The organism is Rosettibacter firmus (assembly GCF_036860695.1).
GTDB lineage: Bacteria > Bacteroidota > Ignavibacteria > Ignavibacteriales > Melioribacteraceae > Rosettibacter > Rosettibacter firmus.
Window position 1 is genome coordinate 21,610 of sequence record NZ_JAYKGJ010000005.1, and the last position, 25,370, is coordinate 46,979.

General features: G+C 28.2%; 21 protein-coding genes and 2 tRNA genes. 17 read left to right on the plus strand and 6 right to left on the minus strand.

What is annotated here, in order from left to right:
* Positions 1 to 447: 447 nt before the first annotated feature.
* Positions 448 to 1,641, plus strand: a complete 1,194-nt coding sequence (locus VJY38_RS13190; RefSeq protein WP_353681192.1) for a YjbH domain-containing protein — start codon at positions 448 to 450, stop codon at positions 1,639 to 1,641.
* A gap of 31 nt (positions 1,642 to 1,672) precedes the next feature.
* Positions 1,673 to 3,001: a hypothetical protein gene (locus VJY38_RS13195; RefSeq protein WP_353681193.1), complete on the plus strand. Its 1,329-nt coding sequence runs from the start codon at positions 1,673 to 1,675 to the stop codon at positions 2,999 to 3,001.
* Between the two features lie 156 nt (positions 3,002 to 3,157).
* On the opposite strand, the gene VJY38_RS13200 is transcribed toward VJY38_RS13195, so the two are convergent.
* Both VJY38_RS13200 and VJY38_RS13205 read right to left on the minus strand, forming a co-directional pair.
* Positions 3,158 to 3,346, minus strand: coding sequence for a GIY-YIG nuclease family protein (locus VJY38_RS13200; protein WP_353681194.1), 189 nt, complete (start codon positions 3,344 to 3,346; stop codon positions 3,158 to 3,160).
* 2 nt (positions 3,347 to 3,348) lie between these two features.
* Positions 3,349 to 3,423, minus strand: a tRNA-Pro gene (locus VJY38_RS13205).
* A 70-nt stretch (positions 3,424 to 3,493) separates the two neighbouring features.
* On the opposite strand from VJY38_RS13205, the gene VJY38_RS13210 reads away from it, so the two are divergent.
* From VJY38_RS13210 to VJY38_RS13255, 10 genes are all read left to right on the plus strand, one after another.
* Entirely contained in the window at positions 3,494 to 4,585 is a 1,092-nt protein-coding gene (locus VJY38_RS13210; protein ID WP_353681195.1) for an OmpA family protein, read from the plus strand.
* Between the two features lie 182 nt (positions 4,586 to 4,767).
* Entirely contained in the window at positions 4,768 to 5,322 is a 555-nt protein-coding gene (gene pyrR, locus VJY38_RS13215) for a bifunctional pyr operon transcriptional regulator/uracil phosphoribosyltransferase PyrR (RefSeq protein WP_353681196.1), read from the plus strand.
* Between the two features lie 11 nt (positions 5,323 to 5,333).
* A complete protein-coding gene (locus VJY38_RS13220; protein ID WP_353681197.1) occupies positions 5,334 to 6,257 on the plus strand; it encodes an aspartate carbamoyltransferase catalytic subunit in 924 nt (307 codons plus the stop codon).
* Between the two features lie 10 nt (positions 6,258 to 6,267).
* A complete protein-coding gene (locus tag VJY38_RS13225) occupies positions 6,268 to 7,557 on the plus strand; it encodes a dihydroorotase (protein ID WP_353681198.1) in 1,290 nt (429 codons plus the stop codon).
* A gap of 144 nt (positions 7,558 to 7,701) precedes the next feature.
* The gene (locus tag VJY38_RS13230; protein ID WP_353681199.1) at positions 7,702 to 8,514 is read left to right on the plus strand and encodes a fibronectin type III domain-containing protein; all 813 of its coding nucleotides are present in this window, start codon (positions 7,702 to 7,704) and stop codon (positions 8,512 to 8,514) included.
* Positions 8,515 to 8,655: 141 nt separating this feature from the next.
* Positions 8,656 to 9,060 (plus strand): DUF4783 domain-containing protein, encoded by a 405-nt coding sequence (locus tag VJY38_RS13235; RefSeq protein WP_353681200.1) that lies wholly within the window; start codon positions 8,656 to 8,658, stop codon positions 9,058 to 9,060.
* Positions 9,061 to 9,132: 72 nt separating this feature from the next.
* Positions 9,133 to 12,861 (plus strand): sensor histidine kinase, encoded by a 3,729-nt coding sequence (locus VJY38_RS13240; RefSeq protein WP_353681201.1) that lies wholly within the window; start codon positions 9,133 to 9,135, stop codon positions 12,859 to 12,861.
* Positions 12,861 to 16,391 carry a UvrD-helicase domain-containing protein gene (locus VJY38_RS13245; protein WP_353681202.1) on the plus strand — a complete coding sequence of 1,177 codons (3,531 nt, stop codon included), beginning with the start codon at positions 12,861 to 12,863 and terminating at the stop codon, positions 16,389 to 16,391. Before VJY38_RS13240 ends, VJY38_RS13245 begins: the two co-directional genes overlap by 1 nt.
* Positions 16,361 to 17,446 (plus strand): N-acetylmuramoyl-L-alanine amidase family protein, encoded by a 1,086-nt coding sequence (locus tag VJY38_RS13250; RefSeq protein WP_353681203.1) that lies wholly within the window; start codon positions 16,361 to 16,363, stop codon positions 17,444 to 17,446. Before VJY38_RS13245 ends, VJY38_RS13250 begins: the two co-directional genes overlap by 31 nt.
* Positions 17,447 to 17,478: 32 nt before the next feature.
* Entirely contained in the window at positions 17,479 to 18,495 is a 1,017-nt protein-coding gene (locus VJY38_RS13255; RefSeq protein ID WP_353681204.1) for a guanosine monophosphate reductase, read from the plus strand.
* An 11-nt stretch (positions 18,496 to 18,506) separates the two neighbouring features.
* Here the strand turns inward: VJY38_RS13255 and VJY38_RS13260 are convergent, their stop codons facing one another.
* From VJY38_RS13260 to VJY38_RS13275, 4 genes are all read right to left on the minus strand, one after another.
* Positions 18,507 to 20,729: a heavy metal translocating P-type ATPase gene (locus VJY38_RS13260; RefSeq protein ID WP_353681205.1), complete on the minus strand. Its 2,223-nt coding sequence runs from the start codon at positions 20,727 to 20,729 to the stop codon at positions 18,507 to 18,509.
* Positions 20,730 to 20,731: 2 nt separating this feature from the next.
* Entirely contained in the window at positions 20,732 to 20,935 is a 204-nt protein-coding gene (locus tag VJY38_RS13265; RefSeq protein ID WP_353681206.1) for a heavy-metal-associated domain-containing protein, read from the minus strand.
* An 89-nt stretch (positions 20,936 to 21,024) separates the two neighbouring features.
* Positions 21,025 to 21,621, minus strand: a complete 597-nt coding sequence (locus tag VJY38_RS13270) for a helix-turn-helix domain-containing protein (protein ID WP_353681207.1) — start codon at positions 21,619 to 21,621, stop codon at positions 21,025 to 21,027.
* Positions 21,622 to 21,834: 213 nt separating this feature from the next.
* Positions 21,835 to 22,338 (minus strand): hypothetical protein, encoded by a 504-nt coding sequence (locus VJY38_RS13275; protein ID WP_353681208.1) that lies wholly within the window; start codon positions 22,336 to 22,338, stop codon positions 21,835 to 21,837.
* Positions 22,339 to 22,566: 228 nt separating this feature from the next.
* Between VJY38_RS13275 and VJY38_RS13280 the strand changes: the two genes are divergently transcribed.
* The 5 genes from VJY38_RS13280 (at position 22,567) to rsmH (ending at position 25,368) form a co-directional block, all read left to right on the plus strand.
* Positions 22,567 to 22,875, plus strand: coding sequence for an HU family DNA-binding protein (locus VJY38_RS13280; protein ID WP_353681209.1), 309 nt, complete (start codon positions 22,567 to 22,569; stop codon positions 22,873 to 22,875).
* Between the two features lie 5 nt (positions 22,876 to 22,880).
* The gene (locus VJY38_RS13285; RefSeq protein ID WP_353681210.1) at positions 22,881 to 23,588 is read left to right on the plus strand and encodes a tetratricopeptide repeat protein; all 708 of its coding nucleotides are present in this window, start codon (positions 22,881 to 22,883) and stop codon (positions 23,586 to 23,588) included.
* A gap of 115 nt (positions 23,589 to 23,703) precedes the next feature.
* Positions 23,704 to 23,776 (plus strand) — tRNA-Thr (locus VJY38_RS13290).
* Positions 23,777 to 24,007: 231 nt separating this feature from the next.
* Positions 24,008 to 24,451, plus strand: coding sequence for a division/cell wall cluster transcriptional repressor MraZ (locus VJY38_RS13295; protein WP_353681211.1), 444 nt, complete (start codon positions 24,008 to 24,010; stop codon positions 24,449 to 24,451).
* Positions 24,448 to 25,368, plus strand: coding sequence for a 16S rRNA (cytosine(1402)-N(4))-methyltransferase RsmH (rsmH, locus tag VJY38_RS13300; protein ID WP_353681212.1), 921 nt, complete (start codon positions 24,448 to 24,450; stop codon positions 25,366 to 25,368). Before VJY38_RS13295 ends, rsmH begins: the two co-directional genes overlap by 4 nt.
* The last annotated feature ends 2 nt before the right edge of the window (positions 25,369 to 25,370 follow it).

The following is a 25,370-nucleotide window of genomic DNA, read 5'->3' on the forward strand; positions in this document are numbered from 1 at the left end:
AGAATGATAACTCGAAAGAAAAGAATAGATTTGCCAGAAATTTTTAATAATCTTGCTTGAACTCTTTAAGTATTTTAATAACTCGTTTTAATAATACAAGAATAATTATTATAATAATTGAAAGTACAATCCATTTAGTCATTTCTAAATGATTGCTTTTTTTATTGTAATTCTAAAACAATATCACTAAAAATATTGTGAGATTAATCATAGTAAATATAATATTTCAAAATATTTGGACTATAAAACTTCCATAAATAGAAATTCATAAGGGTATAATTTTTGCTGTTCACCTTGGTTTGTAAAATAATTTGTTTATAAAATTTTTTTTGATATTAATTAATAAAAAGTTATATTAATAGTGGCTAATGAGGGTTATATTCAAGTTTCGAGTTCCCTTAATTTAAATTACCTGCTAATTGATGCAGGCAAATAGATATGAAATGTATGCTAAAAAGGGTACTGATTATTTTACTTTTCCTGATATCTTCTGTTCTGGGCTCTAATAATCTTAAATTACAAATTACCAATTCTCTTGTTGAAAAAGGATTTGAAAATGTTTCTGTAACAATTAATTCTACCGATGTAGTAATAACTTTAGAAAATAGAAAATACCGTTATAATGTTGATGCTCTAACTGAGATTATGAAAGAGATATTAGAATTCAAGGAAGTAAAAATGATAACAATAGTTTTTTTAAAAAATCAGATACCTGTTGTATCCATTAAATATGATAATAATGATTTTAAAAATGTTATAACAGATGAACAAAAGATGAGAACCTTAAAAGAGAAAGTTATAATATCTTACAATGTAAGTGAAAACATGAGTGAAGTTAGCTATAGTAATAGTTCTAATAACAAATTTGATATTATCATTAATCCAGGATTTAAAGGACAATTTGGTGATTATGATAATCCTGTAAGAGCTCAGGTTAATATTATACCTGAAATAAGAACTTCTTTCTGGCAAGGGATGGATTTAGTAGCTCAATTATTAATACCTGTATATAATGAATTTCAAGGTGAGGAATCAATTCATCCAGGCATAATCTCATTTAATCAGAATTTTAGATTAAAGGAAAATTATTTCATTTCATCTTCTATTGGTTATTTTACTGAAAATAGATATGGATTTGATATATCAGCAGCAAAAATATTTTTTAATGGTGATCTGATTGCAGGATTTAATTTAGGTTATACAGGTTATCTTTCATTTATAAGTAACAAAATCTTTTATTCTGATTTATACTTATGGACAACTAATTTTAGTGTAGAATATAGAATTAATAAATATGATTTAACGTTAGGTATATTAGCTGGAAAGTTTTTATATGGTGATAATAGCATAAGATTGAATATTAATAGAGAATTTGGAGAAGTTGAAATAGGTTTTTTCATTGTTCATTCAGATAGAGGGAAATCAAATGGGGGTTTAAATTTTTCTATACCATTATTTCCTTCAACGTATGCACGTCCTTCTACAGTAAGATTAAGAACAGCAGAATCATTTAGATGGGAATATAAAGTGAAAGGAGAACTGGAATCGTTGATCGGTATAACTTATTACACAGGGAATACTTTTTTTAGAACACTAAAAAAGTACAATCCGAATTTAATTCTGAATAAAATAAGTAAATAAATTTTATTCTATAACATTTAAGGAGTATAGTATGTTAACAAAAAACAAACACTTATTAAATTATCTTGTAATAACAATGATAATTCTTTTTGGTACGATATTTATAAGTTGTGAAAGTACCAAAACTGCTCCAATTCTTCCCCCACCTCCTACGGAGGTTCAACCACCAGCACCCTTAATTCTCAATGGTTATGTAAGAGATGCAGTGAGTTTAGCATCTATACAGTCAGCCACTGTTATAATAGCTAATGAAGCTGGTGACATTTTAACAACTCTGGCTACAGATGCAAGCGGAAAATATGCATATGATATCTCGAATATCCCTGCAGCAAAATTGAATATTGGAATATCAGCTGCATCATACACTTCAAAAAAAGTTGTAGCATTAATCGATAGGTCAAATTATACTGCTTCAGTCCCGGTTGCTTATCTTACAAGAATAACCGGAACTACCCAGACGGTTGTAGCATCAAGTGGTGGACAAGTTACTAATTCTTCTTTAGAATCCGTAGGCGGTTTACCTGTAACTTTACAAATTCCACCTAATGCACTCTCTGAAAACAAAGCTATTACTGTTGCTTCATTAACAGTTAATAATACGTTATCATTACCACCGACTACAAATAAGGTAATAACTTCAGCTGCTAATTTTGAACCTACAGGATTAACATTTACTCAACCAGTAACAGTTTCATTTCCACTTCCATATACAACAACAGCTGGTAGAGAGTTAACTTTGTATAGACTTAATCCCATTACATTGGTATGGGAAAATAGAGGTACTGCTATAGTTGATGCTAATGGAAAATCAGCTTCAGCTCAAATAACAGGTTTTTCTACATGGTCTATAGGTGATAATGGAACTTTTACTCAAACAGGTTTTAGTGATACACAACCCGATGCATCAGAGCAGATTGTCCCTAATGGTCAAACTGTTCAACATTCTTATACTCCAATTATAAATATTACTCAAAAAACAGGTGATTTAAGTGATGCCTGGATTAGAAATGTTATAGGTAACATTGATTTATTTTCTGCATATGACTTAAGATTTAATACACAGGGATTAGTACAACCTGTTACAATTTCTTACAATGCATTCCCACAACCAGCTTTACCAACGGAATATCAAAAAGATATTAATAATGATGGTAAAATGGATCATTATAATCCTAATGCACCAAACGAAGTAGGAACATGGAATTGGTCTGCTGTAGTTCAGAGATTTATTGTAACTGTTTCTGGAAGTATCAATGTCGGAGGCAATTCGGCCAATGTTACTGTTGGTTTTAAAGTGTATAAGAAAATTAGAGATGTATGGACATGGGTTAAAAAGCATGATCAGGGCGTAGGAGGTTGATAAATCTATAATTGATATTGATAGTAAGTAGTAAGGTAGTATTTAATTAAACACAATAACTCTTGTTAATAATAGATTAATAATTTTAGGTATAGAAGAATTAATCATTATAAGTTTTATTGATGATAGAAGGAAGAATTTAAAATAAAGTTAACCTTATTTGCGAGCTTCAGCTTTAGAAGAAAATTCTTTGAAAAAGACTAAATCCCAGGGGATACCAGATTTAGTAGATTTGGTTTGACCGGAATTATGTTCGGCAAGACGACGAGAAAGGTCGTTAGTCGAGCCGACATAAAACTTGTTTTTTGATTTACTGAAAATAATGTAAGTAAAAAAAGTACTCATAGTCGGGGTGGAGAGATTTGAACTCTCGACCTCTTCGTCCCGAACGAAGCGCGCTAACCGGGCTGCGCTACACCCCGATCTACTTGTACAAAAATATTGTTTTTGATTTAGATATAAAAATAATTTAATAACTTAAAAGGGGGCAGTATGAAGAAATTTTTTTTAATTTTATTGATAATTAATGTAATAGTATCTCCAATATACGCACAGCTCGCAAAAAATAGCTGGCTGGCAAGTGCAGGTTTAACTTATCCTCGTTTTGTGAATGTTAATGTTACAATATCAAATACAAACTATGGTGGATTTCTATCTCTCCAGAGAAACTTTACAGAACATGTTGGATTAAGACTGACAGGTTCCTATTTACATTTTGAAGGTGAATGGGGTACCCCTGCAACAACATCAGAAACAAATTCTTTAAGCGGAAATTTAGATTTTATATTTTATCTTGTGCCTTGTGAATCTGTATCTCCATTTTTATTTGCTGGTGCTGGAGTTGATTATAGAATGCTCACAAATAAAGCTACCCCAACAATTGATGATAATGCTATAGCTGGACAATTTAATGCTGGATTTGGTTTGGAATGGGAATTAACCTCTAATTTAAGGTTACTTACAGAAGCTGCATATCATCTTGTTTCTAATTCCGAATTTGACGGTGCACTGGGTATAGGCGAAGTTAATGCTAAAGATTCTTACATGGCAATAAAGCTGGGTGTATCATATTATTTCGCAAAAGGAGAACCTTCTAAGTATTGTCAATTATATTCTGGCTTAGCAGCAGAAAAGATTTCTCAAGTCGACTATGAAAGAATTGAAGAAATTATTAAAAGATATATCCCACGAGAAGTTGTTAAAGAAGTAGTAGTTGAAAAACCTGTTAGTGTCGAAAAAGCTAAAGCAGAGAAATGGGTACTGGTAGGTGTTAATTTTGAATTTAATAGTGCTAAAATTACACCTGAATCATATCCAATTCTTTATGATGCAGCTAAAACATTGCTTCAGTATCCTGACCTGAAAGTAGAAATTCAAGGTTATACTGATAACATTGGCTCAGAAGAGTATAATAAAAAATTATCTCAAAGAAGAGCTGATGCTGTAAAAAATTATCTGGTTTCAAAAGGAATTAATCCTGCAAGATTGAAAGCAGTAGGTTATGGAGAATCAAATCCGATTGGAGATAACAATACTGCTAATGGTAGAGCTATGAATAGAAGGATTGAATTTAAAATTCAGTAATAAGTTAAATTAAAATGCCTCTTTACTTTAAAGAGGCATTCTTATAAGTTTGTTTTTAAAATTATCCTTTAATTTTATCCAGTGAGATAAAAAGGAATGCAAAATATTAAAATTAACCAACAATAAAACCTCGGCGACCTTTGGTCAACGAGGATTTTTTTTATATAGATGAGGTATTAATTATGGATACAAAAGATATCAAAGCTAAGATAATTGATGAAGAAGGATTAAATAGAACAATAACTCGTCTTACTCATGAAATACTTGAGAGAAATAAAGGTTCAAAGAATATAGTTTTAATAGGAATGCGGACTCGTGGAGAATTTATTGCTCAAAGAATTAAAGCGAAGATTAAAGAAATTGAAAATTACGAACCAAGTTTTGGTGTACTCGATGTAACTCTTTATCGAGATGATTTTAGAACTCGATTAAAACAGCCTGAAGTATCTGTAACTAATATTACTTTTGATATTAATGAAAAAGATGTAATATTAATAGATGATGTACTTTACACAGGCAGAACAGTTCGTGCTGCAATGGATGCTTTAATGGATCTTGGAAGACCCAGTACAATTCAGCTTTGTGTTCTGGTAGATAGAGGTCATCGAGAACTTCCAATAAAAGCAGATTTTGTTGGTAAAAATATTCCAACTTCAATTGATGAAGAAGTTCGTGTTCGATTAAAAGAAATTGATGGTGAAGATTCAATTTATTTAGTAAATGTTCCTAAAAATTAAGAGAGAGGAAAATGGCACTATCAAGCAGGCATTTATTGGGCTTATATGGAGTACCCAAAGAAGATATCCAATTAATTTTAGATACTGCAACAACCTTCCGAGAAGTATTAGAGAGACCAATCAAAAAAGTACCAACATTACAGGGAAAAACAATTGTAAATTTATTTTATGAAAATTCAACAAGAACAAGAATTTCATTCGAACTTGCACAGAAAAGATTATCAGCCGATACTATTAATTTTTCTACATCAACAAGTAGTACAAAAAAAGGAGAGACATTTAAAGATACAGTTCGAAACATTGAAGCAATGAAAGTTGATATGATTGTTGTTCGACATCAATCAGCTGGAGTACCACATTTCTTAACAAGAATTACTAAAGCAAATATAATAAATGCTGGAGATGGACTTCATGAACATCCAACACAGGCACTTCTTGATATGTATTCAATAAGAGAAAAATTTGGAACATTAAAAGGCTTGAACATTTGTATAGTTGGAGATATTGCACATAGTAGAGTTGCAATGTCAAATATTTTTGGACTTAAAACTATGGGAGCGAATGTATCTGTCTGTGGTCCATCAACTATGATACCTATGGGAATAGAATCTCTGGGAGTTAAAGTTTTAAACGATATCGATAAAGCAATTGCAAATAATGATGTTCTGAACGTTTTAAGAATTCAACTTGAACGAGATGCTGGTAGAAGAATTCCAACTACAAGAGAGTATCACAATTACTTTGGAATTACTACAGAGAGAATCGAAAGAAACAATAAAAATATTGTAATACTTCATCCTGGTCCAATTAATCGAGGTGTTGAAATATCATCCGAAGTTGCTGATGGACCTTATCAAATAATTTTAGATCAGGTTACAAATGGTGTTGCTATAAGAATGGCAGTTCTTTATTTACTTGGTACAATGGTAAATTAAAAGGTGAAAAATGAAAATTATTCTAAAACAGGTTATACTTTTTAATCCATATCAAAAATTAAATGAAAAAAATGATTTATTAATTGAAGATGGCATAATAAAAAAAATTGGTGGTTTGACAGACGAAGAATGGAAATCATCAAAAATTTTTGACTTTGAAAATAAATATTGTGTGCCAGGTTTATTTGATATGCATGTACATTTAAGAGAACCTGGAAGAGAAGATGAAGAAACAATTGAAACAGGTTGTAATGCTGCTGCAGCTGGCGGTTTTACAGAAATTGCTTGTATGCCTAATACTAATCCATGCATCGAAAATGCAGAAGTTGTAAGATTTATAAAGGATAAAGCACAACATCATCTCGTTGAAGTTTATCCAATAGGAGCAGCAACTGTTGAAAGAAAGGGAGAAGCTTTATCTCCAATGTATGAACTATTTGAAGCTGGAGCTGTTGCTTTTTCTGATGATGGGAATGCAATTAAAAATGCTGGAATATTAAGACATGCACTTGAATACTCAAAAATGTTTGATGCACCAATTATTGAACATTGTGAAGATGAATCGTTATCAAATGGGGCAATGAATGAAGGAGTTGTTTCTACTATTCTTGGATTACCAGCTATTCCTAACATTGCAGAAGATTTAATTGTTATTCGAGATATTTTAATGGCTGAATTTACTGGAGCTAAAGTTCATATTGCACATGTTAGTTCTAAAAATGCTGTTGAATTTATAAGACAGGCAAAGAAAAAAAATATAAAAGTAACTGCTGAAGTTACACCACATCATTTTACATTGACAGATGAATCTCTTAAAACATATGATACAAATTTTAAAATGAGTCCGCCACTTCGTACACAAGAAGATATTGATGCTATTATTGAAGGTCTTAAAGATGGTACAATTGATTGCATTGCAAGTGACCACGCTCCACATTCAATTGAAGAAAAAGAGATGGAATTTATATTTGCTCCTAATGGTATCATTGGACTTGAAACTCAACTTGGCTTAGCATTAAGTGAACTTGTACATAAAAAGCATTTGTCTTTTTCACAATTAATTGAAAAACTATCTATAAATCCCAGAAAGATTTTAAACTTACCAGTTCCACTTATCAAAACAGGAGAAAAAGCTAATCTCACTATTATTGATCCAGATTTGATATGGACTGTTGATGTTTCGAAGTTCAAGTCAAAATCTAAAAACTCACCTTTTGATAAACGTTTATTGACAGGGAAATCATTAGCAGTAATTAATAAAGGCAAAATGTTTTTCGAAGATAAATTCTTTGATATTTAGTTATTAATTCTGAAATATTAATCACAGTTGTATAAGAGAAGATACAGTAAGAATTTCTCTGTAAAGAATTTTTATGAAATTTCAAATAAATACTGGCATACTGATTGCTTAAAAATCTCCAAATTAATTTATGGAGATTAAATAATGAAAAAGTGGATCTATTTTAATATTGTTAGCTTATTATTAATTGTCTCTTGTGATGATATTCGTTTTGATGATGTCCCACCATCACCACCTACAAACATTAGAACAATCACTGGTGATGAAAGAGTTGATATATACTGGGATCACAGTCCAGAAAGCGATGTTGCTGGTTATAATGTATACTATAGTTATTCTTATGATGGAAGATATACTTTGATAGGTAGTACAGACGATAATTATTTTGTTGACACAGGTTGCGAGAACGGAGTAACATATTATTATGCAGTAACAGCATATGATTACAATAATAATGAAAGTGAACTTAGCAGAGATGTAGTTTATGATACTCCACGTCCCGAAGGCTTTAACCAGGCAGTATTTGATTATCATGTTTCTCCTAACAATTCTGGTTACGATTTTAGTAATTATCAAGTTGTTGCATATAATGACGAAAGTGCAGATTTTTTCTTTGAATATTATGATGGTAAATATTATATAACTGTCTGGGAAGATACAGATATTCAGGATATGGGATTAACTAATGATATTTATGATATAAGTTATGCTCCTGTTAATGGATGGGTTTCAATTAAACCTGGTGAAAACATAAAATATACAGAAGCTATTGTTGGACATACTTATGTTATATGGACATGGGATAATCACTATGCTAAGATACGAATTAAAAATATTACAAGAGAAAGAATGGTTTTTGATTGGGCATATCAGTTAGCAGAAGGAAACAGGGAATTAAAAAGAAACGCAACTAAATTTGATAGAAATAATATGCCTAAATCAATTTCACGCAATTAATGAACTATTAATATCAAATTATGAAAAGCATATTCCATCAGGGATATGCTTTTTTATTTCTTTTAATTTATTTTGTAAGTGATAATTAATGTGAAAAATATTCTAATTAATAAATTGAATAAAATTGTGAATAATGTTTTAATGATAATATTCGCATTCTTTTTTCTTAATTGTAATGTAAGTTATTCTCAGGATATAAAAATTAATGATGTAAGCAAGATATTTATTCATTTCGAAGATGGTTTGAATAACAATGCTATCGATAAATTTTCATCTTATTTTGCTGAGAAAAGTTTTATTAGTCTAAAAAATGGGAACTCGGGTTATTACAGTGCAAATCAATCTTACTATGTTATTAAAGATTTTTTGAGCATTTATAAACCAATTTCATTTAAATTAACTAACATTGTTACAGATTCCACTAATCCATTTGCATCAGGAGTTCTAAAATTTAATAATAATGGAATTAAAGGCACAGCAATTGTCTTTATATCGTTGCAATTAATCAGGAATCAATGGAAAATATCTCAAATTACTATTAATTAAGTTCCTATTAGCGTGATTATCATTAGTTCAAAAACAAAGAAAATTATTTTCTATTTATGTATTGTTCTCCTGGTGTTATCAGGATTTTTATCTCCTGTAGTTGTGAATTATTGTAGAAATAATTGGAAATCATTAATAGATTCACAAATTGAGAGTGATGAAAAAGCAATTAAAGAAAATTTCAAAAAGAAGATAAAGTTCTTATTTAGTGAATCGAGAAATATTAAAAATGATGTTCGGAGAAAGATTAACAAACTTCCTTTTGAACAATTATCTGAAATATTAAAAAACTATAAAACTTTAATTCAGATTTATGATAATCAAAAAAATATAATTTATTGGGATTCAAGGAATTATCTTAATCAAGAAATATATTTAAACCAGAATAATCTCAACAGGATATTTTTTTTCGATGATGATTTAAATGTTTATTTAACCACTATTGATACAATTACAACTCCAAATATTTTTTATGTTTCTGTTAATTTACCTATCGAAAAAAAATACAAATTAAGTAACAAAGATAAATTCGTAAGCTGGTCTGAGTTTCTTTCTAAATCTTTGAATACGAGTGTTGAAGTAAATTACACTTATGCTAAATTAATTAGAAATGGTAAATTTCATTCAACAGAGTTGATTAATAATAAAAGTGAAGTAATAGGAGAAGTTTTATTTGAAAAACCTTCTGTAGATTTCTTATTGAGCGATGTAATAAAAGTGATAAGAACCTTACAGTTATTTTTATTTTTACTGATATTTCTATACTTGATTAATCTCGTTATCTCATTCGTAAGAAAATCGCAGAAAAATTATGTTAAGTTTATTTGCTATTCTCTTATTGTTCTATCATTAAGAATTCTTTTATTCATTTTTAATTTTCCTTCATCATATATAAGAAACTCATTAACAGATGCATCAAACTTCTCATCGAAATTTGCATTTGGAATTGTAAAATCTCCGCTTGAATTCACTCTAACAATTATTACTTTATTCATAATAATTTCTACTGGATTTAAATATTTTATCAAATGGTATAATGAAGGGAAAACTCGAAATAATAATTGGGTAATCTTTATAGGTCTCATTCTTATTAATTACTTTTTAATTTTGTTGCTATGGCGGGGAATGGGGGCATCAATACGAAGTGTAATTTTTGATTCAACAATTCGTTATTTCAAAGAATTTAAATTAATTCCAGAAGCACCTGCTCTACTTATGGATTTCAACATTCTGATGTTTGGAATCTCGTTATTAATTTTTTCGATAATGTTACTGCTTGTTTTGTTTTATTATATTCCAGTAAAAAACAATAAGAACAAATTTTTCAAAGCATTGATAATTTTATTTTTCTGTTTGCAAATATTCGGTTTAGTATTTGATACATTACAAAAAAATCCACAAGGCACGCCAATAATTAGAGTAATATTTTTAAGTACTATTTTTTTATTAGCTTATGTTTTTAATAAGGAAAATTTCAAAAGCATCACTAAATATGTTTATATATCATTCGGGGCATCAATTGTAACAGTAAGTCTTTTAACTTATTATAATTCTGAAATTGAAAGAGAATCTCTTAAAACAACTGCATATGATTTAACTCGTGCTAATCAAAATATTTATCAGTTTATAGTTTACCAGACATTATACGATATTCAAAATAATAATAGTTTGAAAGATGCTTTTCTCGATAACAAAAATTTTTATTCCAGTGCATTTTTAGTCTGGTCAAAAAGTATGCTTTACAAAGAATCAATTCCATCTGCAATAGCTTTTTACAATGCTGAGAAAAAACAAGTAGGAACATTTTCTTCTTCAATAATAGATTTTGGAATTAACGAGAATTTAGAAGAGATAGATGTTAATGAAGATGATATTGTTATAAAAATAATTCCAAATATTTACGGAGATGATTTTTTAATCAAAGGAATAGTAGCAATTAAAAATAATAATAAAATTCTGGGCTATGCATTGATTTATGCTCTATATGAAGAAATTAATTTTAGATTTTTAAATGTTCCAAAATATTTTTTGGCTGAACAACAGGGAATATCATCTGCTATAGATTATGAAAGAGTAAAGATATTTTATTTCAATGATAAAGAATTAGTAAAATCATATGGAGCTTTATCACTTTCTAAAAACGATATTAAAACATTTATAAATGCATCTTTTAATAATACTAATGAAGCATGGTTAAATATTTCATTGAGCGATGAGAAATTTCTTTTTTATATTCTAAAATTAAATGATGATTCTTCTAAAATATTAGCAGTTGGTAAAGCCGAAAAAAGTTTTACATGGAATCTTTCGGATTTCTTCAAAGTCTTTTTTGTTCACTCGATCATAATTTTATTTACACTTATTCTAATTTCATTATGGAATTATAAAGAGTTGCTGAAGTTTTTACAAAGTTATCGAACAAAAATTGCAGTTGCTTTTTTATTTATAGCAATAATACCACTGATAATATTTGCTTTGTACATAAAAAATATTACTGAAGAAAATGCAAGAGAATTTAGAATAGAAGAATTATCAAAATATACTGAACAACTTAAAAATTATCTTAGTGTTTATGAAAATAGTACTATAAAAGATAGTAACTTAATTTTCTTAAAAGCATCGAAAGATCTGGGAATTGAGTTTTCTGTATTTGATAACAAGTATCTTAATTTTAGCACAGAACAAAATTTATATAAGGCAAATTTATTACCAGTAATTGTTCCTTTTAATGTTTATAACAATCTTATTTTGAAGGGATATGATAAAGCATATTTTATTAATGAACTTGAAAACAATCCTTATACTTCAGTTTATTTTAAAATTATTTTTAATGGGAAAAATTATTTAATTGAAGTTAATGATCTTTTAAACAAAATAAGAGTCTCAGTTACAGATAAGGATGTTAATGTATTCATGTTTGGTATAATTTCTCTTGCTGTTATTTTAATAATAATAGTTAGTACTTTACTGGCAAATCAAATTTATTTACCTGTAAAAAAACTTACACATGCAACTCGTTCAGTTGGAAGTGGTGATTTAACAGTAGAAATTAAAGGGAATTATACTGGAGAAATACTGGAGCTTACGGAAGGTTTTAATAAAATGGTTGAGCAGTTAAGGAAAAGTCAATTTGAAATGGTTAAGCTTGAAAGAGAAGCAGCATGGAGAGAAATGGCAAAACAGGTTGCTCACGAAATTAAAAATCCTTTAACACCGATGAAATTATCTGTACAACAATTAATAATAGCTTATAAAGATAAATCTCCTAAGTTTGGAGAAATATTTGATAAAGTTACTGCTACAATAATTAATCAAATTGAAGTATTAAAAAATATAGCAACTGAATTTTCTAATTTTGCAAGAATGCCTAAGTTAAATGTTAATAAAGTTAATCTTGGTAAAATTATAAATGAAACTATAAACTTATTTACAGATGAAAAGTTGTCTATAAAATTAATTTCAGAAAAAGAATTTGTAGTTAATGCAGACGAAGAACATTTGAATAGAACATTTATTAATCTCATTCGTAATTCGATTCAGGCAGAAGCAAAAAATATTTTGATAATAGTTAAAGAAGAACAAAATTATTGTGCTGTAAGAATTTCAGATGATGGTACTGGAATTCCTGAAGAATTTATAGAAAAAGTATTTGAAGAAAATTTTACTACAAAAAAACATGGAATGGGTCTGGGTTTAAGTATGACAAAGAAATTTCTTAACAGTATTGGTGGCACAATAGAAATTGAAAATACATCAGAAAAAGGGACAACATTTTTAATTAAAATTCCATTGGCAGAATAATGCTTACTCAGTATCAAAAAGAAGCTCTCGATTTTAATACACATATTTTATTATCTGCAAATGCTGGCTCTGGCAAGACATTTGTCCTTGCTAAAAGATTTGTAAATATTTTACTGAATGAAAATGTTGAATTAGAAAATCTTGTAGCAATAACTTTTACAGATAAAGCTGCTGGTGAATTAAACAAAAGAATTGCTCTTGAGATTGAAGAACGACTTTTAAATGAAACTGATGCCAACCTAAAAAGAAGATTAGAAAACATAAGAAGACAGCTTGTATTTGCCAATATCTCCACAATCCATTCTTTTTGTGTGAATGTTCTAAGAGAATTTGCTCCTGAAGCTGGAATTGATGCCAATTTTAATCCTGTTGATCAATTAACCGCAGATGAAATATTAGATCAATCCATAAATGAATCGATGAATAAACTCATTATTGATACTGCTTATGAAAAAAAATTAAAGTATCTGATACGATTTTTTGGCTCTCGTAGAATTCTGGAACGACATATTAAAAATGCTATTGGGTCAAGAAAAATTATTGAGCAAAATCTTAAAGAGATTTATTCTAAATCAGAACAGGAAATTGCTGAGTATTTTAAAAACCGTTTTGATGATTTGTTTAATTCTTTGTATAACGAAAGGATTAATAATGTTATAAAAATTATTCAAGTCATAAATAATTTTGTTCTTGATAATAACAAGAATAGCCAAACTGCCATTTCAATATTAGAGATATTGAAGGATTATTCAGATTCTCTTCCACTTAATCAAAAAATGAATATTATAAAATCGTTGGATAAAATATTATTAACTAATAATGATAGAACTGTTAGGACTCAAGGATATCTTAGGAAAAATAGAGAGTACTTCATTGATGAAATTAAAATTGTTGAAGAATTTTTTTCTGAGATTAAATATTTCTATGAACTCGATAAAATAGATGAGTTGCATTTAGAATTAGCTCACTTTGGAAAATGGTTTCTGGATGTTTATGATTATATCCTTAATGTTTATACTGAAAAAAAACACCAGAGAAGTTATGTCGATTTTGAAGATATTCTATTATTGACACAAAAAATTTTAGAACTTGATGAAGTTAAGGAATATTTAAGGGCGAAGTACAAATACATTATGATTGATGAATATCAGGATACAAATGAACTGCAATACAAAATCTTTATGCCAATTCTGGATTATTTGAAACAGGGAAATCTTTTTGTTGTAGGTGACGAAAAGCAAAGTATATATATGTTTAGAGATGCTGAACTTGAAATATTTAATAAAACAAAAGTTGATATTAAAGAAAGCGTGCCAGAAGGGAAATTACTGAATCTTCCCCATAGTTTTAGAATGGCTCCACAAATAGTTCTTTTTACAAATACACTTTTTTCAAAATTATTTTCTAATCCTTCCACAATCTATAATGATGTTGAATATAGTGAATTAATATGTACTAAAAATGAAAGTGAAGAAGGAGCTGTTGAAATATTATTTGCTGACGAAAATGGAATTTCTGAAGCCGAAATGGTTACTAATAAAATAATTGAAATTACATCGGGAGAAAATAAAAAAGTAGATTTAAGTGATATTGGAATATTGTGTAGAAAGAGAGATTTTTTTGAAGAACTTGAAAAAGAGTTTGTTAAAAAGAAAATTCCTTATATAATAATTGGTGGCAAAGGATTCTATCAAAATCAAATTGTTTATGATGTTTATAATTATATCACTTTCCTGCTTAACTTAAATGACGATGCTGCATTAATAGGAATATTACGATCTCCTTTCTATACAATTTCTGATAGAGAACTTTTTGCTATCTCACTTGAAAATGGAAATTCTTTTTTTGATAAATTAATTCAAAAGTCTAATGAAGAAGAGAAATACAAAAAAATAGTAGATACATTATTAAAACATCAAAAGTTAACAATAAGTACAGAACCATATTTCTTAATTAGACAAATTCTACTTGATACAAATTACTGGTCTATTATAGCAGCAAAAAGAAATTCAGAACAGGATGTTGCAAATCTTGAAAAGTTAATATCACTTGCAAGAGATTATTCAAGAAAGAGTTTCAAAAATCTTTATGATTTTGTGATTGCATTGAAAAATTCGATTAAAACTATTGAAGATGAAAGTCAAGCTCAAATTTTTAAAGATAAAGATGCAGTTAAATTATTGACAATTCATCAAGCAAAAGGTCTCGAATTCAAAGTAGTATTTTTATATGGATGTAATAATTATGCAAAGGAAGATACGGTTAAAACTAAAAGCTTGAATGTAGATAAAAATTTTGGTTTGCTTGTAAAAGTCCCACTAAATAAAAATATCTTTGGTGGATTTCATACACCACCAATAGTTTCGCTTTACAATCATATTAATTATAAAAAGAATATAGCAGAAATTAAGAGACTTCTATATGTTGCTGTTACAAGAGCTAAAAATTATCTTTATATAAGTTTATCGCACAAAAATTTTAAACCACAGCGAGATTCCTTTTTCTATTTCATCGATGAAGCTTTAAAACCAGATTACACAGTTGACTCAATTGATTTGCAAGGGAAAATCAAATATATGAAGCAGGAGAGTGATAACTATATTTTTTATGATAAAGACTATCATTTGGAAATTCCATTAATTAAAGAAGTAAAATCTGTTGAAATAAATAATCAAAAGGATGATGAAATTGAAGAGCCAAAAGAATTAATTATTGAAAAAATATCTGATAGACCAAAAGGTGAAATCTTTTCTGCAACCAAAATATCAATTTTTAATCAATGTCCCTGGAAGTATGAACTTATTTATGAACTTGGCTATACAACTATTTATGATATAATAAAGAAGTATTACAATGTTTATGAATTTAATTTTAAGGAAGAAGAAGAATTACAATATCATTCCGATGTGAAAGGTAGAGTAATTCATTCGGTATTAAAAGAAAATCCCGAAATTGAAAATCTTGAAGAGTTAATAGAAAGATATTTAAAAGAAGAATCGATTAATGATGAAAATGCGGTTAGTTTATTAAAACAAAAAATCTATAGCGAGCTCGAAAGATTTTGTTCATCAGAACTTTATAAAAATTTATTGCAGACTAAATCGAAAAACGAAATAGAAATATATTGTAAAGAAGGAGAACACTACTTATTTGGTATTATCGATAAATTAATTTTTGAAAATGACAAAATCATTATTGTTGATTATAAAACTGATAATATCAATGATAACCAGATAGAAGAAAGAGCAAATGAATATTTTATACAATTACAATTCTATGCTTATATTTTAAGTAAGTATTATAAAGAGTATAATTCGTTCTTAACAAGAATTATCTTTACAAAATATCCAGCTAATGTTATCGAAAAAGAAATTACAAGAAACGAATTAAGTTCTTTTAGCAAAGAATTGAATGATATTATAAGTAAAATTATTAATAATGAATTTAATCACAACTTAAATCATTGTAGCAAATGCAATTTTGCTTTAGATGGAGGCAAATGCGTAAAACAAATAGCTCGGAATTATTAATAATACATTTAATAACATTTGTTATTACTGTTTTTGTAATAAGCTCGTGTACTATCTGTAATTTCCCGCTTTATGAATATCCACCGAACTGGAAAGATATTTCTAAAAGAGATAGTGTAATAAATTTGTATTCAAAGTATTTAAAAGGGAAAAAAATATTTTTAGATCCTGGACACGGTGGCGAAGATAGAAAAAATAGAAGCAAGAATGGTGAAATAATTGAAGCAGATGTAAATTTAAAAGTGGCATTATATTTAAGAGAATATCTTGAAAAAGCTGGTGTAACAGTATTTATGTCTCGAGAAGAAGATAAAACTGTACCACTCTTACTAAGATCTGAATTAGCAAATAATTCTAATGCAGATTTATTTATAAGTATTCATCATAATGCACCTGCGAAATGGGAAGATGATTATACAAATTATACTTCTACTTATTATCACGCTAAAGAAGATGATTATGAATATGAACCATCTGAAAGAGATATTGCTCGATATATTCAACGAGATCTTTCTTATGTGATGGGTAATCCTGGTGGATTGGGTTCTTTTGATGGAACTTATTCTGATTACGACATTTATCCTGGAGAAGGATTTTCTGTTTTAAGAAGAACAAAAATTCCTGCTGTACTTGTTGAATGTGCATTTCATACAAGTAGACTCGAAATACTTAGATTGAATGATGAAACATTTAATCAGATTCAAGCCTGGGGTATTTTTTGTGGTATTGCTAAATATTATAGAGCAGGAATTCCTGTAATAGAAATAATAAATGATAGTTTGAAATATGAGAATAATTATTTAAAGATATGTTTTCAGTTGAAAGATTCTTACGGTATAAATCAAAAAGCTATAAAAGTATATTTTGATAAGAATGAAATAAGTTATTCATTTGATAAGCAAACAAATATTGTTTCTACTAAAATAGAAATTTCAGATGATGGAGAGCATCTTATTAGAGTTATATGTGCCAATAAAAATGGAAACCATTCATTGCCTTATCATAAAAAGATTGTAATAAACAAAAATGAAATAAAAATTTTTGATGCAGAATAATTATGAACTTATAAACTTAATAGGAGTTTAATATGAAAATTTATTCAAAGAATGATCTTAATAATTACTTTTTATCCTTAACCTATGATGATATCAGCTTGATACCAACACAAATTTCTAATGTAAAGACCAGAGCAAGCATAAATACAAAATCAAGATTTCTTGATTTAGAATTATCATTACCTATTATTTCAAGTCCAATGGATACAGTAACAGGTATTGAAATGGCAAAGGAATTATCAAATCTGGGTTGTCTTGGTATAGTAAATCGATTTGATTCATCATTAAACGAAATATTTAATAACAATAATGTTATAAATGGAATAAAAGCTGTTTCAATAAATTTAAATGCTGATGATAGATTAATTGAAAAGATTGCAGAAAATAATTTGATTATTTGTATTGATACAGCAAATGCAAGTAATGCATTTGTGCTTAAAAAGTGTGAAGAAATTAAGAAAAAATATAATGTGAAAGTAATTGTAGGGAATATTGCTTCTGGTTCTACATTAAAAGATATATCAAATGCAGGAGCTGATGCAGTTCGTATTGGAATTGGTGGTGGTAGTGTTTGTACAACATCAATTCAAACTGGAATTGGAATAGGTCAGATTTCTTCTATACTCGATGTTTATTTTACAAGAGAAGAACAAAAAATAAAAATTGAATTAATTGCAGATGGTGGTATAAAAAGTCCTGGTGATATTACAAAAGCATTGGCTTGTGGTGCAGATGCTGTTATGCTTGGTAGAATGCTTGCAGGCACAAAAGAAACACCTGGTGAAATAATTAAATACAATGATCAATTATGGAAAAAATATAGAGGTTCGGCATCTTTTGGTGTAAAGATGAAAAATGAATTTATAGAAGGAGAAGAAACATTAATTCCATACAAGGGTTCTGTAAGAAATGTAATTAATGCAATATCCGATGGTTTAAGAAGTGCAATGAGTTATTTGAATTGTAACAGCATTGATGAACTTAAGAAAATCGATTCTTTTGCAGTACTCAGTACAAGTTCGTACATTGAAAGATTGCCAAGAAAGTAGTTTTCTATAAATTATATTCCTTTTTTGAATTTATAATTTAATCTAAGTGAATTAGTAACAACAGATACAGAACTTAAAGACATTGCTAAAGCTGCAAACATTGGATTTAATGCTCCGATAGCAGCTAAAGGTATTAAAACTATATTGTAAATAAATGCCCAGAATAAATTTTGTTTTATAGTTTTTATTGTTAATCTCGAAAGTTTTATAAGTTTTACAATGTTAATTAAATTGCCTTTTAATAAAGTAATATCTGCTGTTTCGATGGCGATATCTGTGCCTGTTCCAATTGCAATTCCAACATCAGCTTGAGCTAATGCTGGTGCATCATTAATTCCATCACCAATCATTGCAACAATATTTTTATTTGATTGATATTGCTTAACAATCTCAGCTTTTTCATTAGGTAAAATTCTTCCTTTATATTCTTTTATACCAGCTTTTTTTGCTATTATTTCAGCTGTTTTTTCGCTGTCTCCAGTTATCATTACTGTACGTATATTCATTTCATTTAATTTAGAAATTGCTTCAATTGAACTACTTTTTAAATTATCTTCAATAACTATAAATCCAGTTAATTTTCTGTCAATAGCAATGCATACTACTGTTTTACCATCTTCGTGAAGTTTTTCATATTCATTTAATAAATGATCTATTTCAACAGAATGTTCTTTCATTAGATTTAAGTTTCCAATTAAAATTGATTTATTATTTACTACACCAGAAACTCCAAAACCAGAATGATTTGAAAAACTATCAGGAGAATTAAAATTAATATTAAGCGTTTTTGCTTTTTCTACAATTGATTTTGCTAAGGGATGTTCAGATTTAGATTCAAGCGATGCAGCGTACGAAAGCAATTCATTCTGGTTTATATCATAAGAATAAATTCCAGTAACAACAGGTTTTCCTTCGGTAAGAGTGCCAGTTTTATCGAAGATTACCGTAGATATTTTATGTGCTAATTCTATTGCTTCGCTATTCTTAAATAAAATTCCATTTGTAGCTCCTAAACCAGTTCCAACAATTATAGCTGTCGGTGTAGCTAAACCAAGTGCACATGGACAGGCAATAATTAACACTGTAACAAAATTTATCAATGCAGTAATAAAGGAAGAATTAGTGGGTATAACCAACCAGCCCAAAAAAGTAATAAGTGCTATTAAAATTACTACAGGTACAAAAATACTTGCAATTCTATCTGCTAATTTTTGAATTTGTGGTTTTGTTGATTGAGCATTTTGTACAAAATTTATTATTTGACCTAATATGGATTTATCACCTATTTGTGTAACTTTGAAATTAAATGTACCATTAATGTTTATTGTTCCACCAATTACCTTAGAATTTATTTCTTTATCTACAGGGATACTTTCACCAGTAATCATTGATTCATCTACTGTAGAAAAGCCCCAGGTAACAATTCCATCAGCAGGAATTTTTTCTCCTGGTCGTATTACAACAATATCACCAATTTGTAATTCTGATGTTGGTATTTGTATCTGTTCATTGTTTTTAATTACAGTAGTATATCTGGGTTTAAGCTCGATTAATTTTTTTATAGCTTCATTAGTTTTTCTTTTTGATTTATGCTCTAATAGTTTTCCCATTAATATCAGGGTTATGATTACTGCTGTGGTATCAAAATAAACATGATTTTGATTTGTACTTGCTAAAATTTCAGGGAAAAGAGTTATAGCTGCACTATAGATGTATGCACTTCCAGTTCCAATTGCAACTAAAGAATTCATATCTGCAGTAAAATGCTTTAGGTTTTTCCAGAATATGCTGAAAAATCTTTTTCCCGAAATGAATAAAATTGGGGTTGTTAGTATTAATAATATCTTTTTTGTTTGTTCATAATTTAATGGGAAATACTCATTAAAAAATTGGGAATCTATTAGCATGTTTATAATAAAAATAGGAATGGTAAGAAGTAGAGCAAAAGTAAATTCTTTTTTTAAAGTAATGTAATACTCATCTTTTTCATCAATTTTGATTTCTGACTTTTCTTTATTTTCTTCTTCATACTTAAGTATGTAGCCATATTCTTTTAAGGCATCAGAAATTAAAGATAAATTTAAAGCCTGATTTTCTGTTTCGAGTCTAACACGTTCGGTTGCAAGATTAACACTAACATTTTTAATATCATCGAATTGACTGATAATTTTTTCTACTCGTGTAACGCAACTTGCACACGTCATTCCTTCAATTTTTAAATCATAAGTTTTCACTGTTACTCCTTATGTACTTTATAACCTGCTTCTTCAATTGCTTTTTCTATTTCTTCGAATTTTATTTTTGATTCGTCGAAAGTAATAGTTGCAGTACCAATTTCAACTTTATGTTTTTCTATACCTATTTTTGTCAAAGCTTTTTCAATTGCCATTATGCAATGTTTACAACTCATACCATCAATTTTTATTTCTGTGGTTGTCATAGATTCTCCTATTTTTGTTGATGAAATATATATTAGCCTGATGAATTTTATTTATATATAATTTTGAAAATATTACAAAATTTTTGGATTTATAAGGATATAACCTTATCTATAGGTTTTCTTAAATTTAGAAGATTTTTTTTGAATTCGCTTGCAGAAAATCCCGTTACTTTTTTGAATTGGCTTGAAAGATGTTGAACACTTTTATAACCTAATTTGTAAGCAATTTCGCTTAGTGTTAGCTCATCATATTTTAATAATTCTTTTGCTCTTTCAATTTTTTGTAATATTATAAATTGCTCTATTGTGATACTCTCTAAAGAAGAAAAAATATAGCTTAAATAATTATAGTCCATACCTATTTTTTCTTCGATCAAACTTGAGAAATTTTTGTTTGATGTTAATAATTCATCATTCTGATAAATTATTGATATCACAGTGTTTTTAATTTTTTCAACAATTTTTGCTTTTCTATTTTCTAAAATTTCAAAGCCGTTTGCTTCGAGTGCTTTTTTAATTTCATTAAGCTTTTTCTGATCAATTGGCTTTGTTAATTCTACTTCGCCAAGTGTTATATTTTTAATTTCAATTCCTGCTTTTTCTAATTCTTCTTTTACAACTTTAATACATCTGTTGCAAACCATATTTTTTATATAAAGAATATTTGTTTTGTTCTTTGATTCCATAATATATTACAAAAATTAATTTCTTATTTTGAAATAGAATTAATAAGTCTAATAATATTACTGCGTAAGTAAATTTAAACATTTTAATTTACGTTTGCTTATAAACAAAACAATATTGCAATGAATTCATTTTAGATTGGATGGTAGATAGAATAATAGTAGAATGGTAAGGATAGACGTATTAATTATTTACATAATAAAATTGATTTAATGTTAATGAGAAACAGGCAAAACTTTAATACTTACTAATCTATTATTGTTTGATTCGTCGTAATAGTTGAGTAAATTGTATTTGTGAATATCTGTACTGGTTTTTAATTCTGTTCTATTATTGTTTTGATTAAAATTATTTTTCTTAAATTGAGGATGGTTGTTCATTATCTGAATTCTTGGTTTAGAAGCTTTAGTTTTATAATATGTAGTATTATTGTTAACTTTTTTATTAAATGATTGATTTGAATGATTTTGCTGATAGTTTTCTGAATAATTTGCAACTACTGGAATGGGTTCTGGTTTATAATGTACAATTACTTTCTCGGTATTATGATTAATAATTCTTTGTGGCATATATAGATTGTTGAGTTTTTTCTTCTCTTCTTCTATTACAGGATTTTTTTCAGCTTTAATTTTGTATGAAATATATGATATAATAATTACTATCATCATTATGCTGAAAAATAATATTAAACTTGTATATATAATTGGTAGTAGTGTCATTTTTTTAACCTTTATAATTTTTTACTTTATAGGACAAAACCTGTACCAATTAAAATGTTTGTTTTTATAAGTATTTAAGAGCATTCAAGTGTAGTACTTATCTAATAATTAGAAAGTGTTTTATAGTGAAACATTTATGGTAAACTTATAATCCAGTCTAAAATTGGATATAATTTTAAGATTTGATATTTTTTCAACTGTAATTTACATTTTAATTGAGGATATATTATGACAAAAGCAGATATTGTTGATCGAGTAGCTCTGGGAACAGGACTTACAAAGTTAGAGACTGAAGCTATTATCGAAGGATTTTTAAATACTGTGATTGAATATCTCAAAGAAGGGAAAGGAATAGAAATTAGAGGATTTGGAAGTTTTAAGGTGAAAAAGAAAAAAGCAAGATATGCAAGAAATCCCAGAACAGGCGAAACAGTTTTCGTAGAGGAACATTATGTTCCAGTCTTTAAATTTTCAAAAGATTTCAAAAATGCTGTTAATAATGGGATGAAAGAAAAAAATTTACAAAATAATACGTGATAGGTATGAGTAAACTAATAGAATGTACTGGTTGTGGAGAATTACTTGAACCGAATTTTAATTTCTGTCCATATTGTGGTACAAAAATTAAAAAAGAAAACACCAGAGTTAGTTCTTCAAGCAAAAAAGAATTTAAAAGCAACAAACAGGTAAAAGAATTTTCAGGCACAAAACTATTTACTGTGGTTGCTGTGCTATTAATATTCGGTTTAGTATTAATTTTTTCTTCTGGTATATTTGATAAACCAAAAGTAAGTGTTAATCCAAATACTTTACCAAATGATGAAATACATAGAGGAATTAATTTAGAAAATATTCAACAAATAAATAGTTTAGAAGAAGAATTAAAAGCAAATCCATCTGATAAATCAAAGTTATTGACATTAGCTCATTTGTTGAATGATTCGGGTTTCAAAGAAAAAGCGATAGAAAGATATAAAGAATATCTTAAGATTGATCCTAAAAGTCCTGATGTGTTAGTTGATATGGGAGTATGTTATTATGATTTGGGTAATTATGAAGAAGCATTAAAATATATGAAAGATGCTTTGAAATACGAACCAAAACATCAGATAGCTCATTTAAACATTGGAGTTGTTTTAATGGCTACTGGTAAAAAAAATGATGCAAAAGAATGGTGGAAAAAAGCTTTTGAAATAAATCCGAATAATGAGATTGGAAAAAGAGCACAAGAATTAATTAATTCACATTAAAAAGGAGAGAAATATGCCTTGCGGTAGAAAAAGAAAACGCCATAAAATGGCAACACACAAGCGTAAAAAACGCTTACGTAAGAACAGACATAAAAAGAAATTAAGATAATCTAAAGCCATCTTAGCTCAGCTGGTAGAGCAGCGCATTCGTAATGCGCGGGTCGGGGGTTCGAGTCCCCCAGATGGCTCAATATTTTTCCAACCTATTAATTCCCACATATTTTATTATCATCTAAAAATTATCTCCATTAAATATTAATTGTGTTTTTTTATTGTACATCTTCAGCTTATGATTTTAATAACATTGACGAAAGTTTTTTAAAAAAATTCTTGACAATCCGTAATAAAAACAGTTATTTTGCAGTCAAGTGGGAAAAAATGTTTAATTGTGGGGAAATGTAGAGGTAATATTTATGTTCATGGGAAGTTTTAGATATTCAATTGATTCAAAAGGTAGAATTAGTATTCCTTTTAGGTTTCGTAAATATATTAATCCAGAAGCTGATGGTACTTTTATAATGACAAGAGGATTATATCAAAATATAGATGTATATCCACTTGATTACTGGAAATCGGAAGTAATGGTTAGAATAGATCAACTTGATGATTACATACCAGAAGAAGCAACATTTAAGAGAATGTTATTCGAACTTTCGGCTGAAGATAAATTAGATTCTCAATCTCGCTTATTAATCCCGAAGAATCTTCTTGAATTTGCTGGTATAGAAAAGGAAGTTTTTATTTTAGGTCAGAATAAAAAATTTGAAATCTGGAATCCTGATATTTACGAAGAATTTAAAAAAGGAATTAATGTTCCATATGCTGAAATTTCAAAAAATATTATGCAACAAAAAAAGAAATGAATTATCATATTCCTGTTCTCCTGAAGGAGAGCATAGATTTACTGGTAACAAAAAAAGAAGGAATTTATTTTGAAGGCACAGCAGGTTTTGGTGGACATACAGAGGGAATTCTTAATAGTCTTAACAAAGAAGGAAAATTAATTGCTACAGATAAAGATGAGAATGCATTTAAGTATTGTAAGGAACGATTTCAGAACGATAAAAGATTTTCTATTTATAATACGACTTTTTTGAATATAGATATTATTTCAAAAATCGAGTTCATTGAAAAATTTGATGGCATCTTTTTAGATCTGGGGGTATCTTCTTATCAGCTCGATAGTCCCGATGCAGGTTTTACTTTTAGAGAAGATGCGCCCCTTGATCTTAGGATGAACAAAAATGAAAAAATAACTGCAGCAGATATATTAAATAATTTTTCTGAAGAAGAAATAGCAGATATTTTATTTAATTATGGTGAAGAAAGAAGAGCTAAATATATAGCTAAAAAAATTGTTGAAGAAAGAAGTAAGAAAAAATTCGAAACATCATTTCAACTCAGAAACATAATCGAAAAGATTGTACCACCTAATTATTTATCAAAAACTTTATCAAGAGTTTTTCAGGCATTGAGAATTTATGTAAATAATGAACTGGAAGAATTAAAAGCATTCCTTGATAAAGCAGTTAGTCTTTTAAATAAGAATGGTAGGATTGTGGTTATTTCTTATCATTCACTGGAAGATAGAATTGTTAAAGAAAAATTCAAATACGAAACACTGAAATGCGTTTGTCCAAGTGGAACTCCAATTTGTATATGTGGAAAAATACAGAGATTGAAATTGATTAATAATAAACCAATTGTTCCATCTGAAGAAGAGATAAGTAAAAATAAAAGAGCAAGAAGTGCAAAACTAAGAGCAGCAGAAAGAATTTAATT

Excerpts from the sequence above, each read along its gene's own strand:
- VJY38_RS13210 (WP_353681195.1), top strand. The coding sequence starts at position 3,494 with ATGAAGAAATTTTTTTTAATTTTATTGATAATTAATGTAATAGTATCT.
- VJY38_RS13225 (WP_353681198.1), top strand. The coding sequence starts at position 6,268 with ATGAAAATTATTCTAAAACAGGTTATACTTTTTAATCCATATCAAAAA.
- pyrR (WP_353681196.1), top strand. The coding sequence starts at position 4,768 with ATGGATACAAAAGATATCAAAGCTAAGATAATTGATGAAGAAGGATTA.
- VJY38_RS13230 (WP_353681199.1), top strand. The coding sequence starts at position 7,702 with ATGAAAAAGTGGATCTATTTTAATATTGTTAGCTTATTATTAATTGTC.
- VJY38_RS13220 (WP_353681197.1), top strand. The coding sequence starts at position 5,334 with ATGGCACTATCAAGCAGGCATTTATTGGGCTTATATGGAGTACCCAAA.
- VJY38_RS13285 (WP_353681210.1), top strand. The coding sequence starts at position 22,881 with ATGAGTAAACTAATAGAATGTACTGGTTGTGGAGAATTACTTGAACCG.
- VJY38_RS13195 (WP_353681193.1), top strand. The coding sequence starts at position 1,673 with ATGTTAACAAAAAACAAACACTTATTAAATTATCTTGTAATAACAATG.
- VJY38_RS13275 (WP_353681208.1), bottom strand. The coding sequence starts at position 22,338 with ATGACACTACTACCAATTATATATACAAGTTTAATATTATTTTTCAGC.
- VJY38_RS13265 (WP_353681206.1), bottom strand. The coding sequence starts at position 20,935 with ATGACAACCACAGAAATAAAAATTGATGGTATGAGTTGTAAACATTGC.
- VJY38_RS13190 (WP_353681192.1), top strand. The coding sequence starts at position 448 with ATGCTAAAAAGGGTACTGATTATTTTACTTTTCCTGATATCTTCTGTT.
- VJY38_RS13270 (WP_353681207.1), bottom strand. The coding sequence starts at position 21,621 with ATGGAATCAAAGAACAAAACAAATATTCTTTATATAAAAAATATGGTT.
- VJY38_RS13235 (WP_353681200.1), top strand. The coding sequence starts at position 8,656 with ATGATAATATTCGCATTCTTTTTTCTTAATTGTAATGTAAGTTATTCT.
- VJY38_RS13200 (WP_353681194.1), bottom strand. The coding sequence starts at position 3,346 with ATGAGTACTTTTTTTACTTACATTATTTTCAGTAAATCAAAAAACAAG.
- VJY38_RS13295 (WP_353681211.1), top strand. The coding sequence starts at position 24,008 with ATGGGAAGTTTTAGATATTCAATTGATTCAAAAGGTAGAATTAGTATT.
- VJY38_RS13245 (WP_353681202.1), top strand. The coding sequence starts at position 12,861 with ATGCTTACTCAGTATCAAAAAGAAGCTCTCGATTTTAATACACATATT.
- rsmH (WP_353681212.1), top strand. The coding sequence starts at position 24,448 with ATGAATTATCATATTCCTGTTCTCCTGAAGGAGAGCATAGATTTACTG.
- VJY38_RS13280 (WP_353681209.1), top strand. The coding sequence starts at position 22,567 with ATGACAAAAGCAGATATTGTTGATCGAGTAGCTCTGGGAACAGGACTT.
- VJY38_RS13250 (WP_353681203.1), top strand. The coding sequence starts at position 16,361 with ATGCGTAAAACAAATAGCTCGGAATTATTAATAATACATTTAATAACA.
- VJY38_RS13255 (WP_353681204.1), top strand. The coding sequence starts at position 17,479 with ATGAAAATTTATTCAAAGAATGATCTTAATAATTACTTTTTATCCTTA.